The sequence below is a fragment of the Streptomyces sp. NPDC005408 genome (genome assembly GCF_040606445.1).
Lineage (GTDB): Bacteria > Actinomycetota > Actinomycetes > Streptomycetales > Streptomycetaceae > Streptomyces.
In genome coordinates, this window is record NZ_JBEXEX010000013.1 from 65,476 (window position 1) to 80,430 (window position 14,955).

The 14,955-nt window shown below is 69.6% G+C and carries 12 protein-coding genes; 6 read left to right on the forward strand and 6 right to left on the reverse strand.

Features of this window, described 5'->3' with window-relative positions; translation table 11 throughout:
• Positions 1-14: 14 nt before the first annotated feature.
• From ABZS64_RS15175 to ABZS64_RS15185, 3 genes are all read left to right on the forward strand, one after another.
• Positions 15-1,613, forward strand: coding sequence for a phospholipid carrier-dependent glycosyltransferase (locus ABZS64_RS15175; protein ID WP_355828833.1), 1,599 nt, complete (start codon positions 15-17; stop codon positions 1,611-1,613).
• Entirely contained in the window at positions 1,610-2,824 is a 1,215-nt protein-coding gene (locus tag ABZS64_RS15180; RefSeq protein WP_355828539.1) for a glycosyltransferase, read from the forward strand. Before ABZS64_RS15175 ends, ABZS64_RS15180 begins: the two co-directional genes overlap by 4 nt.
• A 71-nt stretch (positions 2,825-2,895) precedes the next feature.
• Positions 2,896-5,262, forward strand: coding sequence for a galactose oxidase-like domain-containing protein (locus ABZS64_RS15185; protein WP_355828542.1), 2,367 nt, complete (start codon positions 2,896-2,898; stop codon positions 5,260-5,262).
• A gap of 38 nt (positions 5,263-5,300) precedes the next feature.
• Here ABZS64_RS15185 and ABZS64_RS15190 read toward each other — a convergent pair whose 3' ends face one another.
• The 3 genes from ABZS64_RS15190 to ABZS64_RS15200 form a co-directional block, all read right to left on the reverse strand.
• Positions 5,301-5,936, reverse strand: a complete 636-nt coding sequence (locus tag ABZS64_RS15190) for a TetR family transcriptional regulator (protein ID WP_355828545.1) — start codon at positions 5,934-5,936, stop codon at positions 5,301-5,303.
• Between the two features lie 5 nt (positions 5,937-5,941).
• Positions 5,942-7,513: a DHA2 family efflux MFS transporter permease subunit gene (locus tag ABZS64_RS15195; protein WP_355828548.1), complete on the reverse strand. Its 1,572-nt coding sequence runs from the start codon at positions 7,511-7,513 to the stop codon at positions 5,942-5,944.
• Positions 7,514-7,653: 140 nt separating this feature from the next.
• A complete protein-coding gene (locus ABZS64_RS15200; protein ID WP_355828549.1) occupies positions 7,654-8,331 on the reverse strand; it encodes a hemolysin III family protein in 678 nt (225 codons plus the stop codon).
• Positions 8,332-8,592: 261 nt separating this feature from the next.
• On the opposite strand from ABZS64_RS15200, the gene ABZS64_RS15205 reads away from it, so the two are divergent.
• The gene (locus tag ABZS64_RS15205) at positions 8,593-10,416 is read left to right on the forward strand and encodes a phosphoenolpyruvate carboxykinase (GTP) (RefSeq protein WP_355828552.1); all 1,824 of its coding nucleotides are present in this window, start codon (positions 8,593-8,595) and stop codon (positions 10,414-10,416) included.
• A 186-nt stretch (positions 10,417-10,602) separates the two neighbouring features.
• Here the strand turns inward: ABZS64_RS15205 and ABZS64_RS15210 are convergent, their stop codons facing one another.
• Both ABZS64_RS15210 and ABZS64_RS15215 read right to left on the reverse strand, forming a co-directional pair.
• The gene (locus tag ABZS64_RS15210) at positions 10,603-10,974 is read right to left on the reverse strand and encodes a hypothetical protein (RefSeq protein ID WP_355828554.1); all 372 of its coding nucleotides are present in this window, start codon (positions 10,972-10,974) and stop codon (positions 10,603-10,605) included.
• A gap of 93 nt (positions 10,975-11,067) precedes the next feature.
• Positions 11,068-12,279, reverse strand: coding sequence for a pyridoxal phosphate-dependent aminotransferase (locus ABZS64_RS15215; RefSeq protein WP_355828556.1), 1,212 nt, complete (start codon positions 12,277-12,279; stop codon positions 11,068-11,070).
• 226 nt (positions 12,280-12,505) lie between these two features.
• On the opposite strand from ABZS64_RS15215, the gene ABZS64_RS15220 reads away from it, so the two are divergent.
• A complete protein-coding gene (locus ABZS64_RS15220; protein ID WP_355828558.1) occupies positions 12,506-13,297 on the forward strand; it encodes a maleylpyruvate isomerase family mycothiol-dependent enzyme in 792 nt (263 codons plus the stop codon).
• A 72-nt stretch (positions 13,298-13,369) separates the two neighbouring features.
• A complete protein-coding gene (locus ABZS64_RS15225) occupies positions 13,370-13,840 on the forward strand; it encodes an NUDIX domain-containing protein (RefSeq protein ID WP_355828561.1) in 471 nt (156 codons plus the stop codon).
• On the opposite strand, the gene dnaN is transcribed toward ABZS64_RS15225, so the two are convergent.
• Positions 13,804-14,922, reverse strand: a complete 1,119-nt coding sequence (dnaN, locus tag ABZS64_RS15230) for a DNA polymerase III subunit beta (protein ID WP_355828564.1) — start codon at positions 14,920-14,922, stop codon at positions 13,804-13,806. The genes ABZS64_RS15225 and dnaN overlap by 37 nt on opposite strands.
• Positions 14,923-14,955 lie beyond the last annotated feature (33 nt).

Below are 14,955 nucleotides of genomic sequence, written 5' to 3' on the forward strand. Positions count from 1 at the left end.
CTGACACCGCCACGCTGCCCCCAGCCGCGACGCCCCCGCAGGCGGTCCCCGTCCATGTCCGGCCCGTCATACGCTTCCGCAGCTCACGCCCCGATCTGCTGCTCTGCTTCGGGCTGCTGGCCGTGATCCTGATCGTCCAGGGCTGGAACATCACCCACTTCCCGACCCTCAGCGACGACGAGGGCACCTATCTCGCTCAGGCCTGGGCGGTCCAGCAGGGCGACGGGCTTGCGCACTACACGTACTGGTACGACCATCCGCCGCTCGGCTGGATACAGATCGCCGCGCTCACCTGGGTCCCCTCGCTGATCGCGCCCGAGACGATGACCGTCGCGACGATGCGGTTCGCGATGCTGCTGGTCAGCGCGGCATGCGCGGTCCTTCTGTACGTCCTGGCGCGCCGGCTGTTCCTGCCGCGCTGGGCGGCGGCGCTCGGGATGCTGCTCTTCGGGCTCTCGCCGCTGTCGGTCGTCCTGCAGCGCGAGATCTTCCTGGACAACGTCGCGGTGATGTGGATGCTGCTGGCGTTCTGCCTGGCGGCGTCCCCGAGCCGTCATCTGTGGCACCACTTCGGCGCCGGGCTCGCCGCAGCGACCTCCGTGCTCACCAAGGAGACGATGCTGGTGGTGCTGCCCGCGCTCCTTGTGACGATGTGGCGGCACAGCCATCGCGACACCCGCAAGTTCGCGGTGACCGGGGCGATCACCGCGTGCGCCCTGATCGGCCTGTCGTATCCGCTGTACGCGCTGCTCAACAATGAGCTCTTCCCCGGGGCCGGGCATGTGTCGCTGATCGACGGGATCACGTATCAGATGGGCCGCGCCGGCTCGGGCTCCATCTTCGACGCGGGCTCCGGCTCGCACGGCGTCTTCCAGTCCTGGCTGTACTACGACCGGGTGCTGCCGCTCGGCGGACTCGCGGGCGCGGCGCTGCTCCTGCTCACGTTGCGCTGGTCTGTCACCGCCCGCGCGCTCGCCGGTCCGGCCCTCGCGGTGGCGATCCTCGCGGTGGTCGCGATGCGCCCGTCGGGGTATCTGCCCGCGATGTACGTGATCCAGGCGCTGCCGTTCCTCGCGATAGTCCTGGCGGGCGGCGCGGCGAGCGTCACGCACGCCGTGCTGCGCAAGTGGCGGGGCAGGGACGAGGGGAAGCAGCTCACCTATGGGCGCTGGGCGGTCGCCTCGCTTCTCGCCGTGTCCGCCGCCGTGTACGTCGTACCGCGCTGGTACGACGGAAATCGCGATGCCCTCACCGTCGACGCCAACGCCCCCTACCGCGCAGCCGCGTCCTGGATGCAGAGGGAGGTCCCCGACCCCGCATCCACCCGCGTCCTCGTCGACGACGCGCTCTGGCTGGACCTCGTCCACGACGGGTTCAAGCCCGGCACCGGTGCCATCTGGTTCTACAAGGCAGACCTCGACCCGGCGGTCACCAGAACCATGCCGCGCGGCTGGCGGGACCTCGACTACGTGGTGTCGTCGCCGACCGTCCGCCGCGACGCCGTCGACCTGCCCAACGTCAAGGCCGCACTTCAGCATTCGAGGCCCGTAGCCGTCTTCGGCGACGGCGAGGACCGGATCGAGATCCGCCGGATCACCGGAGGCGAGCGATGACCACACCCCGTACGGGCGCCGAAGAACTGGGCGATCCGGAACTCACTGCCGCCGAGCTCGCCGAGCCCGGCGCCGTCACCGTCATCATCCCGACCTTCAACGAGTCCGAGAACATACGGGAGTTGCTGCGCCGGCTCACCGAGTCGGTGCCGTCCAGGCTGCCCTGCGAGGTCCTCTTCGTCGACGACTCCACGGACGACACCCCCGAGGTGATCCGCAGCGCCGCGCAGGACTGCCCGTTCCCCGTCGGCGTACTGCACCGCGAGACCCCCACCGGCGGACTCGGCGGAGCGGTCGTCGAGGGCCTGCGCAGCGCGGGCTCCGACTGGATCGTCGTCATGGACGCCGACCTCCAGCATCCGCCCGCGCTGGTGCCCGAACTGGTCGCCGCGGGCGAGCGCTCGGGCGCCGATCTCGTGGTCGCCAGCCGGTACATTCGCGGCGGCAGCCGTGCGGGCCTCGCCGGCGGCTACCGCATCGCCGTCTCGCGCGGGGCGACCTGGCTGACGAAGGCGCTGTTCCCGCGCAGGCTGCGCGGCATCAGCGACCCGATGAGCGGCTTCTTCGCGATCCGCCGCAGCGCACTGTCTCCTCCCGGGGGACACCCCCCGAACCCCCGGCCGACCGAGGCGCTGAAGCCGCTCGGCTACAAGATCCTGCTCGAACTGGCGGTGCGCTGCCGCCCGGAGACGGTCGCGGAGGTGCCGTTCGTCTTCCAGGACAGGTTCGCGGGCGAGTCCAAGTCGACGGCGAAGGAAGGGCTGCGCTTCCTCGCGCACCTCGCCTCGCTGCGGACCGCGTCCCCCTTCGCGCGCATGGCCGTCTTCGGACTGATCGGCTTCACCGGCTTTCTGCCGAACCTGCTCGGGCTGCATGTGCTGACCGTCGCAGGAATGCACTATCTGCCGGCCGAGATCGTGGCCAACCAGTTCGGCGTCATGTGGAACTTCCTCCTCATCGAGACGCTGCTGTTCCGGGACCGCCGAAGGCACCGGCACTGGGCGGACCGGGTGGGCCGGTTCGCGCTGCTCGCCAACGCCGATCTGCTGCTGCGTATCCCGCTGATCGCGCTGTTCGTGAGCCGGATGGACATGGCGGTGCTGCCGGCGACCACGCTGGCGCTGCTGACCACGTTCGTGCTGCGGTTCGCGGCGACGGAGGCGCTGGTGTATCTGCCGCGGCGAGGAAGCCGTAGGGAAGGGACCGCGTGATGACCAACTCATGGGGACTCAGAGGACTCAGGGGACGCAGACGGAGAACCGCTCTGCTGGCAGTCGGCGCCATGACGACGGCGCTGCTGATCGCGGCTCCGCCGCCCGCGTCCGCCGGAGCCAATCTGATCACCAACCCCGGCTTCGAGCAGGCCGGTGCGGGCGGCTCGATGCCCACCTGCTGGGAGAAGTCCGGCTGGGGCGACAACGACTTCACGTTCGCGACCGTCGCCGACGCGCACTCCGGCAGTACGGCGATGAAAGTGTCGCTGACCCGCCGCGTCGACGGCGACCGCAAGGCGATGATCACCGAGGACACGACCTGCGCGCCGAAGGTGAAGCCGGGCAGCCAGTACGACCTGTCCCTCTGGTACAAGAGCGACACCCCCGACACGTCCGTCACACTCTTCCGGCACGACACGACGGCCGGGTGGCAGTACTGGACTGACCTCAAGACCCTGCCCATGAGCGCCGGTTACCAGCGCGCCGAGGTGCGTACGCCCGAGATCCCGCCCGGCACCGACCAGATCACCTGGGGCGTATCCGTCTACGGCACGGGCTCGGTCACCACCGACGACTACGTCATGGAAGAGGTCGGCGCGCCCGCCCCCGAGCCCCAGTGCACGGCGACACCCGAGGAGTGCGCCAAGGGCCGCTGGGACGTGCTGCCGGTCCAGAACCCGGTGCGTTCCATGCACTCCGTGGTGCTGCACAACGGCAAGGTGCTCGTCATCGCGGGCTCCGGCAACGACCAGGCGCAGTTCGAGGCGGGCACCTTCACCTCGGCGATCTACGACCCGTCGACCGGTGACTTCCGGACGATCCCCACGCCCGTGGACATGTTCTGCGCCGGTCATGTGCAGCTCCAGGACGGCAAGGTCCTGGTGATGAGCGGCAACAAGGGCTATCCGTCGGCCGACGGCAGCATCGGATACCAGGGTCTGAAGGACTCGTACATCTTCGACCCGGCGACCGAGACCTATACGAAGACGAACGACATGAACGGCGGCCACTGGTATCCGTCGGCGACGATCCTCGGCAACGGTGACGTCATCTCCTTCGGCGGTCTGAAGGAGGACTCGACGGGCAATGTGACGGCGGAGAAGTTCTCGGCGGCCCAGAACAAGTGGCTGCCGTGGTACGACGTCAACCAGACCTGGTCGTACTGGGGTCTGTACCCGTCGATGATCCTGATGCAGGACGGACGGCTCTTCTACTCCGGAAGCCATGTCTTCGGCAACGGCACGCAGGGTTCGGGCGCCTCGATCTACGACTACACCGCCAACACCCTCACCGATGTGCCCGGTCTGCAGAACAAGGACCAGCGGGACGAGTCGGCGAGTGTGCTGCTGCCGCCCGCGCAGGACCAGCGCGTGCTGACGATGGGCGGCGGCAACAACGAGACCAACCCGGCGGCCAACCGCCTCACCGACATCATCGACCTCAAGAACCCCAACCCGGGCTATGTGCACGGCCCGTTGCTGCCGCAGGGCCAGGTCGACCAGGGCCAGGGCAAGCGGCCCCAGACGGGTGCTGAGGGCAAGATGTTCGTCTCGGCCGTGCTGCTGCCCGACGGGAAGGTCCTGGAGACGGGCGGCGGGCTGCACGACCGGGCCGACCCGGTGTACGAGGCGTCCTTCTTCGACCCGGTGACCAACACGTACCAGGAGGGCCTGGCGGCGGACCCGATCCCGCGGACGTACCACTCAGGGTCCTTCCTGCTGCCGGACGGGCGGGTGATGTCGGTCGGCGACAACCCGGGCAACGGCACGTACAACCACAATGTGTCGGTCTACACGCCGCCGTATCTCCTCAAGGGCGCACGGCCGGGCATCACGTCGGTGATCGACGGGCAGTGGACGTACGGGGACACCCAGCGGATCACGGTCGACCGGCCGATCGCCAAGGCGGAACTGATCCGCCCGGCGGCGGTGACCCACTCCTCCGACCCCAACCAGCGGTTCGTGGACCTGCCGATGACGGTCGACGGCAACAACATCGACCTCAACGTCACCAGCAACCCGAATCTGGCGCCGCCGGGCTGGTACATGCTCTTCGCGGTCGACGCGAACGGGGTTCCGTCGGTGGCGCAGTGGGTGCATCTGGGCGGGCCGGCGGCGATGGCAGCCGATGCGCCGTCCGCGCACGTCCACAGCTTCGCCGAGGCTCCCGCGGCTGCCCCCAAGAAGGCGCAGAAGAAGCGGAGTTCGGCCCCGGTGAGCCCGACGGTCGCGGGCTGCGACCGGCACTACGGCGCGGTGGGGGTGTGTGTCCCCACGGTCTTCCCGCGCACGGTGAAGGCGACGACGACGGCACGGTGCGGGTGGCTTGCGGCGCACGACTACGGCCGTCTGAAGCTGAACGGCAGGGACGACCCGCTCCGGCTGGACCCGAACCGGGACGGGGTGGCGTGCGGTAAGGGGGACGGGGTGCGGTAGCGGCCGGTCAAAGCGCGGGTCCGGGTCAGAGCCGCAGGTCAGAGCCTCAGCCCGCCCTGGATCGTCGTCAGCGCGCGGTCCACCAGTTCGATCAGGTCGTCCTGGTGGTCCCGCGCCGCCCAGTACAGCATCACCTCGCGCAGGGCACCCAGCACCGCCGCCGTGAAGACCCGGACGTCCAGGTCGTCATGGTCCCGGCCGGTGCGGTCCGCCAGCGCGTGGACCAGCAGCTCCGACGTCGTCGCCATCGTCTCCGTCATCCGCGCGCGGATCGCCGGAACCTCCACCATCAGCTTCGTCCGCTGGATGACCTCGTCCCGCTCGTCCTCGATGAAGGTCCGCAGGCCGTCTGTCATCACCTGCCGGATCGCCTCCAGCGGCTCCTCGTCCGCCGGCCTGGCCCGGAGCTCCGCCTCCATGATCGGGTCGTACTCGTCGGTGAGGACGATGTCTTCCTTCGTCGGGAAGTAGCGGAAGACCGTCGACGGCGAGACTTCGGCCGCCTCGGCGATCTGCTCGATCGTGGTCGCCTCGTACCCCTGCTCCGAGATGAGCCGGTACGTCGCCCGCCGGATCGCGATACGCGTCTTGAGCTTCTTGCGCTCGCGCAGGCCGAGCTGTGGCTGCGCTTCGGCGAGCGAGTCGCGCGAGGGGTTGCGTGTGGTGGCGGCCATGTCCGTCATTGTCCTGCATCGACCGGGGCGGGAGCCACGGCGACCTCGTCCTTCGTGACCGGCCGCCGGTTCGGCAGCAGTGCCGCGACCAGCAGGGCGGACAGCAGCGCCGCCACTCCGCTGATGAACAGGACGGTCGTCATGCCGTGCAGATACGCGGCGTCGGCGGAGTCCGCGAGGCGCCCGCCCCGCCCGCCGCCGAGCTGCCCCGCCACGAGGTGCGCGGCGACGACCGAGTCCTGGGCCCGTTCCGCGACCGCGGCCGGCAGCCCGGAGACGTCCAGCGTGTCGACGTACAGAGAGGCGAGCAGCGAGCCGAGCAGGGCGATCCCGATCGCGCTGCCGACCTGTCGTACGGTCATCAGCAGCCCGGACCCGCTGCCCGCGCGGTCCGCGGGGAGCGTGCCGAGTGCCGCGTCCATGGCGGGTACGACCGCGAAGCCGAAGCCGATGCCCATGACGGACAGCCACAGGGCCGTGTAGCCATAGCCGTTGTCGACGGTGGTGCGGCTGCCGAGGAGCGCGGAGAAGGCGAGGACGACCAGTCCGGCGGTGATGACACCGCGCGGGCCGAAGCGCTGGACGAGCGGCGCGCTGCCCTTGGCGACGATCACCAGGCCGCCCATCATCGGCAGCATCCGCACCCCGGTCTCCAGCGCGTTGTAGCCGAGGACGGCCTGGAGATGGACGGGCAGCGTGAACATCAGGCCCGCCATCACGAACATCACCAGCGTCGCGGCGACGGTGTTGAGCAGGAAGCCGCGGTCGCGCAGCAGCGCCATGTCGAGCATCGGCCTGGAGGCCCGGCGCTCGCGTACGACGAGTGCGCCGATGAGTACGACACCTGCGGCGAGCATGCCGACGATCAGCGGGTTGCCCCAGCCGCGGTCGGGGGCCTCGATGATTCCGTAGATCAGCGTGCCGAGCCCGGCCGCGGTGAGCGCGGTGGAGACGGCGTCGACCTTGGGGGACGCGGGGTCGCTGGTCTCGGGGAGCAGCAGGACGCAGGCGGTGATCCCGATGGCGACCATGGGGATGTTGATCATGAAGATCGAGCCCCACCAGAAGTGTTCGAGCAGCCAGCCGCCGAGGATCGGGCCGAGCGGCAGGCCGAGCGCGGAGGCGGCGGAGACGATGCCGACGGCCTTGGTGCGGTCCGCGGGTGCGCCGAAGAGTGAGGGCAGCACGGCGAGGGCGAGGGGCATGACGAGCGCGCCGCCGATGCCCATCACGGCGCGGGCGGCGATGACGGTGGTGACATCACCGGCCAGCGCGCCGACGAGCGAGCCGAAGAGGAAGACGCCGAGGCCGGTGATGAGCATCCGGCGGCGGCCGAAGCGGTCGCCGAGGAGGCCCGCAGGGAGCATCAGCGCGGCGAAGACGACGACGTAGGCGTCGGCCGTCCACTGCTGCTCACCGGTGGTTGCGCCGAGCTGGGCGGCCATGGTCGGCAGGGCGACGTTGAGGATCGTGAGGTCGAAACCGAGCACGAGCATGCTCGCGACGAGGGCGCCGAGCGCCCACCAGCGGCGTGGGCTTCCGGCGTCGGCTGCCCCGGCTCGTGTTGTCGTCGCCATGACGCCCCCTTCGTAATAGGCGATGCCAAATGACAGTAACTCTCAAAAGGGGCTCGCTGTCAATGTAGACAGGGGGTGCGGGGGCGGGAACGCCGAACGGCCCGTGGCGGGTGCCACGGGCCGTTCGGTGAGGGCTGCGTTTACGAATGCTGGTAGGCCACCAGCGAGATGCCCACGTAGTGCACGACGAACGCCGCGAGCGTGAACGAGTGGAAGACCTCGTGGAAGCCGAACCACCGCGGGGAGGGGTTCGGCCGCTTCATCCCGTAGATCACGCCGCCCGCGCTGTAGAGCAGTCCGCCGACGATCACCAGGACCAGCACCGCGATCCCGCCCGCGCGCATGAAATCGGGGAGGAAGAAGACGGCCGCCCAGCCCATGGCGATGTAGCACGGCGTGTAGAGCCACCGCGGGGCGCCGACCCAGAAGACCCGGAAGGCGATGCCCGATACCGCCGCCGCCCAGACCGCCCAGAGCAGCGTTCGGCCGGTTGAAGCCGGGAGAAGGAGCATCGTCAGCGGGGTATACGTGCCCGCGATGATCAGGAAGATATTGGCGTGGTCGAGGCGGCGCAGTACGGCCTCGCCGCGCGGGCCCCAGTTGCCGCGGTGGTAGAGCGCGCTCACCCCGAAGAGCAGGCACGCCGTGAAGACGTAGATGGCGCAGGCCACCCGGGCCTTGGTGGAGTCGGCCAGCGCCGTGAGCACAAGCCCGGCGACCAGGACGGCGGGAAACATCCCGGCGTGCAGCCAGCCCCGCAGCCGCGGTTTGTACGGTTCGGGCTCTATGTCGGTCACTTCGGGCGCGCCAGAGGTCATGACGTGGATGGTACCTACGCAACCGTAGGTAACGAGCGTGTCGTTCGGGCCTCGTTGCGAGACTCACAGCGATGCGGTCTGAACCCGCTCGGGCCGCGAGTGGCGATGCTCACGTGAGAGGCCCTCTGGACATATGCGCACAGGGCACCGATGATCAGATGAGTGCGGTCGGCACCGGATGAGCGCCAGGCGAGGACCGAAGCATCCGGGTCGCGGCCCCCACGGGGCACCAACCTTCAAACCCCTCACTTAGGAGCGATCGTGGCGCGCGACATCGCGGCTCCCAGCACCGTCCCCACCAACCACCAGGAGCTCATCTCCTGGGTCGACGAGATCGCAGCAATCACGGAGCCGGACAGCGTCGTCTGGTGTGACGGATCCGAGTCCGAGTACGAGCGTCTGTGCGAGGAGCTCGTCGCCAAGGGCACGTTCAAGAAGCTGGACCCGATCAAGCGCCCCAACTCCTACTACGCCGCGTCCGACCCGACCGACGTCGCGCGTGTCGAGGACCGCACCTTCATCTGCTCCGAGAAGGAGGAGGACGCGGGCCCGACGAACCACTGGAAGGCTCCCGCGGAGATGAAGGACATCTTCGCCGGTGAGAAGGGCATCTTCCGCGGCTCGATGCGCGGCCGGACCATGTACGTCGTGCCGTTCTGCATGGGCCCCCTCGGCTCGGACCTGTCCGCGATCGGCGTCGAGATCACCGACTCCGCCTATGTCGCCGTGTCCATGCGCACCATGACCCGCATGGGACAGCCCGTCCTCGACGAGCTCGGCTCCGACGGCTTCTTCGTCAAGGCCGTGCACACGCTGGGCGCGCCCCTCGCCGAGGGCGAGCAGGACGTCCCCTGGCCGTGCAACTCCACCAAGTACATCTCGCACTTCCCGGAGACCCGCGAGATCTGGTCGTACGGCTCCGGCTACGGCGGCAACGCCCTGCTCGGCAAGAAGTGCTACGCGCTGCGCATCGCGTCCGTCATGGCACGCGACGAGGGCTGGCTCGCCGAGCACATGCTGATCCTCAAGCTGACCCCGCCGCAGGGCGCGTCGAAGTACGTCGCCGCGGCCTTCCCGTCCGCCTGCGGCAAGACCAACCTCGCCATGCTGGAGCCCACCATCTCCGGCTGGACCGTGGAGACCATCGGCGACGACATCGCCTGGATGCGCTTCGGCGAGGACGGCCAGCTGTACGCGATCAACCCGGAGGCCGGTTTCTTCGGCGTAGCGCCCGGCACCGGTGAGCACACCAACGCCAACGCCATGAAGACCATGTGGGGCAACTCGGTCTTCACCAACGTCGCGCTGACCGACGACAACGACGTGTGGTGGGAGGGCATGACCGAGGAGCTGCCCGCGCACCTCACCGACTGGAAGGGCAACGACTGGACGCCGGAGTCCCAGACCCCGGCCGCCCACCCGAACGCCCGCTTCACCGTCCCGGCCGGGCAGTGCCCGATCATCGCGCCGGAGTGGGAGGACCCGAAGGGTGTGCCGATCTCGGCGATCCTCTTCGGCGGCCGCCGCGCCACCGCGGTGCCGCTGGTGACCGAGTCCTTCGACTGGCAGCACGGTGTCTTCCTCGGTGCGAACGTCGCCTCCGAGAAGACCGCCGCCGCGGAGGGCAAGGTCGGCGAGCTGCGCCGCGACCCGTTCGCCATGCTGCCGTTCTGCGGCTACAACATGGGCGACTACATGGGCCACTGGCTCAAGGTCGGCAAGAACGCCGACGCGTCCAAGCTGCCGAAGATCTACTACGTGAACTGGTTCCGCAAGAACGATGCGGGCAAGTTCGTCTGGCCGGGCTTCGGCGAGAACGGCCGCGTCCTGAAGTGGATCGTGGAGCGCCTGGCGGGCAAGGCCGAAGGCGTCGAGACGCCGATCGGCATCCTGCCGACGCGTGACGCGCTCGACACGGACGGCCTCGAACTGCCCGAGGCGGACCTGGACTTCCTGCTCAAGGTCGACAAGGAGGTCTGGCGCGAGGAGGCGGCGCTGATCCCCGAGCACCTCAACACCTTCGGCGACCACACGCCGAAGGAGCTGTGGGACGAGTACCGCGCGCTGGTCGCCCGTCTCGGCTGAGGACCCTTACCGCCTGAACTGAAGAAACGTCGCGGCGGGCCTGCCCGACGTCCGCCCTGACCTGTGGGGTCACACTCGGCCCGCCGCGTCCCCGGCCCCCGGAGCCCCCTCACGGCTCCGGGGGCCGGATCTTTTTCTTACGTGGCACCCGGCCCGCGCGCCTCTGCGGCACGCGGGCCGGGGCCGTCAGTGGGCGCCTGCCGGTTCGAGGGCGGCGGAGTGCACGTCCATCCGCTCGGCCGCGAGGATCGCGGCGGCGGTGTCCGCGCGGGAGGCGGCGACGACGAGGGCACGGCCCGCGATGGCGTGGGCGCGGCGGTGGAGGACACCGGGGTCGGCGGTGGTGAGACCGGCGTGCCGGGCGGGCGGCGCGCCGCGCAGCCGGGCGACCTGCTCGGCGATGCGCTCGCCGGCCTCGTCGAGGCCCAGCTCGTCGGTGACGGCGAGGAGCGCGGACAGGTGACCCGCGAGCTGGATGTCCAGCTCTTCCTCGCGGCTGCGGTGCGGGTAGTCGGCCTGCATGCGGTCGACCGACTTGGTGCGGATCGGCTCGTACATGGGATGGCCTCCTGCGTGGGTCGTCAGGAGACCATCCTAGCTTGGATTCCGTCTAAAGTTGAGCTGGATCCGGTAAGGCGTGCCGGAGAGGGCCTACGGCTGGCTGTAGCCGTCCAGGAACGTCCCGATCCGCGTCACCGCATCGGCAAGATCCTTCACCGCGGGCAGCGTCACGATCCGGAAGTGATCGGGCTCCGGCCAGTTGAAGCCCGTACCGTGCACGACCATGATCTTCTCGGCGCGCAGCAGGTCGAGCACCATCTGCCGGTCGTCCTTGATCTTGTAGACCTTGGGGTCGAGCCGGGGGAACAGATACAGCGCGCCCTTCGGCTTGACGCAGGTCACGCCCGGGATCTGGGTGAGCAGGTCGTACGCGATGTCCCGCTGCTCCAGGATCCGCCCGCCCGGCAGGACGAGGTCCTCGATGGACTGCCGGCCGCCCAGCGCGGTGGCGACCGCGTGCTGCGAGGGCATGTTCGCGCACAGGCGCATATTGGCGAGGATGGTCAGGCCCTCGATGTACGAGGCGGCGTGCGCCTTCGGGCCGCAGACCGCCAGCCAGCCGGAGCGGTAGCCCGCCACGCGGTAGTTCTTGGAGAGCCCGTTGAAGGTCAGGACCATCAGGTCCGGCGCGACCGTGGCGGTCGGCGTGTGCGTGGCGCCGTCGTAGAGGATCTTGTCGTAGATCTCGTCGGAGCAGACGATCAGGTTGTGCCGGCGGGCGATCTCGGTCAGGCCGCGCAGCATCTCGTCGTCGTACACCGCACCCGTGGGGTTGTTCGGGTTGATGATCACGATCGCCTTGGTGCGGTCGGTGATCTTCCGCTCGATGTCGGCGAGATCGGGCATCCAGTCGGACTGCTCGTCGCAGCGGTAGTGCACGGCGGTGCCGCCCGCGAGCGACACGGACGCGGTCCACAGCGGATAGTCCGGGGCCGGTACGAGCACCTCGTCGCCGTCGTCGAGCAGCGCCTGCATCGACATCTGGATCAGCTCGGAGACCCCGTTGCCGAGGTAGATGTCCTCGACGTCCAGGTCGATGCCCTTGGTCTGGTAGTGCTGCATCACCGCGCGGCGTGCGGACAGCAGGCCCTTCGCGTCGCCGTAGCCGTGTGCGTCGCCGAGGTTGCGGAGGATGTCCTCCAGGATCTCGGGCGGGCACTCGAAACCGAAGGCCGCGGGGTTGCCGGTGTTGAGCTTGAGGATGCGGTGACCTGCTGCTTCAAGCCGCATTGCCTCCTCGAGGACGGGGCCCCGGATTTCGTAACAGACGTTTGCGAGCTTCGTCGACTGGATCACCTGCATGTCCGTGAGCTTACGGGCGCGTAAAGCTGATCGCTTGGTGTTTTCGGCCACCGGGACCTGGCGCGAATGTCCGGTTTGTTGCATCGGCCGGTGAGAGCGCCCGCTTCCCTTCGAAAGGGCCGTCGGTACGGTCCGTACGCCTGCGGTTTGCGTTGTTGCGGCCGGAAGCGGAAGGTCCGGTGTTGTCCTCGTCACCTTGTCGGTGGTGCGGCCTACGGTGGGCGCCATGACTCCGCTGAGCTTCGACCGCCACTGCGCGGAAATCGTCACCCAGACCGAGCTGTTGAGGACCTGCGTCGACGGCGCGGACCTCACGACGCCCGTGCCGTCCTGCCCCGGCTGGAACGTCGGCCAGTTGGTGCGCCATCTCGGCGGCGGTCAGCGCTGGGTGGAGGCGATGGTAAGGACCCGGGCGACGGAGCCCGCCTCCGACGATCACTTCCGCGATCTCTCCCCGTACGCCGACGAGGACCCTGCCGTGCTCGGACCCTGGCTCACCGAGGGCGGCGCGCGACTGGCGGACACCCTGCGGGCGGCCGGCCCCGACGCGAAGGTGTGGACCCCGGTCCCGGGGGAGACGGCGGCCTTCTTCGCCCGGCGCTTCGCGCACGAGACGCTCGTCCACCGGGCGGACGCGACCTTGGCCATCGGCGCGGATTTCACCGCCGGCCAGGAGGTCGCTCTCGACGCTCTCGACGAGTGGATGGAACTCGGCTCGCTGCCGCAGGTCTTCGACTACCACCCCGAGCAGCGCGAACTGCTCGGCCCCGGCCGCACGGTGCACCTCCACGCCACCGACACCCCGCCGGAGGCCGCGGCCGAGTGGGTGGTGGACCTCACCGGCGACACGATCACCTGGCGCCGCGCCCACGAGAAGTCGGCGGTCGCGGTACGCGGCCCGCTGACCGGGCTGTTGCTGGTGGTGTACGGACGGCGGCCCGCGCGAAGTGAGGGCATCGAGATCTTCGGCGCCGAGGAGCTGCTCGACTTCTGGCTGGAGAGGGTGGGCTTCGGCTGACGGGCGGGCGGCCGGACGGCAGGTGGCTGACCGGCCATCGAGCGTGCTGCACGCCAGAGTTACGGTGCCGGGATGCGAATACCCCGTCAGGCAGCGCGCGTTGCCGTACTCGACCCCGATGGTGCTGTGTTCCTCTTCCGCTACGACAACGAAGAGGTCGGCGTCCACTGGGCGATGCCCGGCGGCGGTCTCGAGCCCGGTGAGACCCCGCAGGAGGGCGCTCTGCGCGAGCTGCGTGAAGAGACGGGCTGGACCGATCTGGAGCCCGGGGCGCTGCTGTGCACCTGGGAGCACGACTTCACGCGGGCCGGTGTCCCCGTGCGCCAGCACGAACACATCTATCTGGCGGACGGTCCCCGCCGGGAGCCCGCGGACCATGTCGCGGCCGCGCACGCCGAGGACAAGATCCTCAGCTGGCGCTGGTGGACCCCGCGGGAGCTGGCGGACTCACCCGACGCCCTGTGGCCGCCCGATCTCCCGGCGCTGCTCTCGGCCAGGGCTCCCGGTCAGACCAGTGGCTTCACTGACATCAGCAGGTGCTGATGCAGGGGCCGCGCCCCGTCGTCCGAAGCCGGTGACAGGCCCGTGAGCATGGCGCGTTGCCCGGGGCCCAGCAGCTCGAACCGGACGACGGACGCGTCGAAGGAGGCGAGCGCGTCGATCAAGTACGAGGGGTTGAAGGCGACCGTCACATCGTCGGCGCTCGTGAGGACGGCGGGCAGTCTCTGTGAGGCGACGTCGTCCTCGTAACCGGCTTGCACATGGACCGAGTTGTCGCAGAACGCGAGCTGGAGCGGGCTGTCGCCCTCCGCGACCACGGCGACGCGCCGTACGGCGTCGAGCAGCGGGCCCAGGTCCGCCGAAGCGACGATCGGCCGGTCCAGCGCGAACAGCTTGTCGTGGCGCGGCAGTCGGCCTTCCAGGAGGCGGCTCGTGATGCGCATCCCGCCGTTCTCAAAGCCGATGGAGCCGCCGTCCAGGGCGACGCGCACCGTGCCGGACCGGTCGAGGGAACGGGCGATCTCGGTCAGCCGGCGCGCGGACACGACGACATCGGCCGCGACATCGGGCGACTCGGGCTGCCATACGAGTGAGCGCACCGCGTAGCGGTACCGGTCCGTCGCAGCCAGCGTCATCGTCCCGCCGTCGAGGCCCACCCGGATTCCGGTGAGGACGGGCAGCGCGTCGTCGCGGCCCGCGGCCACCGCCACTTGGGCGACGGCCGCGGCGAACGCCTCCGCGTCCACCTCGCCGCGGAAGTCCGGCAGTTCAGGCAGCGCCGGACAGTCGTCGAGCGGCAGCACCGAGAGCCCGAACCGGGCGCCGTCACCGGCCACGGAGAAGCGTGATCCCTCCACCGCGCAGTCCACCGGCCCCTTCGGCAGCACACGGCAGATGTCGAGCAGCCGGCGCCCCATGACCAGCACCTTTCCGGGCCGTACGGTCTCCGCCTCGACCTCGATACGGGCCGACGCCTCGTAGTCGAGTCCCGAGATACGCAGCCGGTCCCCGTCCGCTTCGAGCAGTAGCCCGCCCAGCACGGGCACGGGCGACCGCGTGGGAAGTACGCGCGCCGCCCAGCCGACGGCATCGGCGAAGGTGCTGCGCTCTGTCCGGAACTCCATGCGTGGGCCCTCTTCCCCTCGATCGAGGGCGTG

Coding starts and splice junctions, on each gene's coding strand:
- ABZS64_RS15180 (WP_355828539.1), top strand. CDS start 1,610: ATGACCACACCCCGTACGGGCGCCGAAGAACTGGGCGATCCGGAACTC.
- ABZS64_RS15185 (WP_355828542.1), top strand. CDS start 2,896: ATGACGACGGCGCTGCTGATCGCGGCTCCGCCGCCCGCGTCCGCCGGA.
- ABZS64_RS15190 (WP_355828545.1), bottom strand. CDS start 5,936: ATGGCCGCCACCACACGCAACCCCTCGCGCGACTCGCTCGCCGAAGCG.
- ABZS64_RS15195 (WP_355828548.1), bottom strand. CDS start 7,513: ATGGCGACGACAACACGAGCCGGGGCAGCCGACGCCGGAAGCCCACGC.
- ABZS64_RS15200 (WP_355828549.1), bottom strand. CDS start 8,331: ATGACCTCTGGCGCGCCCGAAGTGACCGACATAGAGCCCGAACCGTAC.
- ABZS64_RS15210 (WP_355828554.1), bottom strand. CDS start 10,974: ATGTACGAGCCGATCCGCACCAAGTCGGTCGACCGCATGCAGGCCGAC.
- ABZS64_RS15215 (WP_355828556.1), bottom strand. CDS start 12,279: ATGCAGGTGATCCAGTCGACGAAGCTCGCAAACGTCTGTTACGAAATC.
- ABZS64_RS15220 (WP_355828558.1), top strand. CDS start 12,506: ATGACTCCGCTGAGCTTCGACCGCCACTGCGCGGAAATCGTCACCCAG.
- ABZS64_RS15225 (WP_355828561.1), top strand. CDS start 13,370: ATGCGAATACCCCGTCAGGCAGCGCGCGTTGCCGTACTCGACCCCGAT.
- dnaN (WP_355828564.1), bottom strand. CDS start 14,922: ATGGAGTTCCGGACAGAGCGCAGCACCTTCGCCGATGCCGTCGGCTGG.